The sequence below is a fragment of the Paraburkholderia sp. SIMBA_027 genome (assembly GCF_046535315.1).
Taxonomy (GTDB): Bacteria; Pseudomonadota; Gammaproteobacteria; order Burkholderiales; family Burkholderiaceae; genus Paraburkholderia; species Paraburkholderia tropica.
On record NZ_JAWRWY010000273.1, the window covers coordinates 1 to 320 of the forward strand.

The following is a 320-nucleotide window of genomic DNA, read 5'->3' on the forward strand; positions in this document are numbered from 1 at the left end:
TGCTGCAGTCGTCGTTCGATTCCGCCGGTCAACGGTGTTCCGCGCTGCGCGTTCTTTGTCTACAGGATGATGTTGCGGACCGCACACTGGAAATGCTGACCGGCGCGATGCGCGAGCTGGCCGTGGGCAATCCGGATCGTCTGTCGATCGACGTCGGCCCGGTGATCGACCTCGACGCGAAGCGCGGCATCGACGCGCATATCGCGGCGATGCGCGAGAAAGGCCGCAAGGTCGAGCAGCTGCCGACGCCGGAAGGCTGCGCGCAAGGCACCTTCGTGCCGCCGACGCTGATCGAACTCGACAGCATCGACGAACTGAAG

1 protein-coding gene is annotated in these 320 nt (G+C 64.7%); it reads left to right on the forward strand.

The features are described 5' to 3' along the window. Positions 1-320 (forward strand): aldehyde dehydrogenase family protein (locus SB764_RS39070; protein ID WP_410866622.1); only part of this gene is annotated, 320 nt, incomplete at both ends.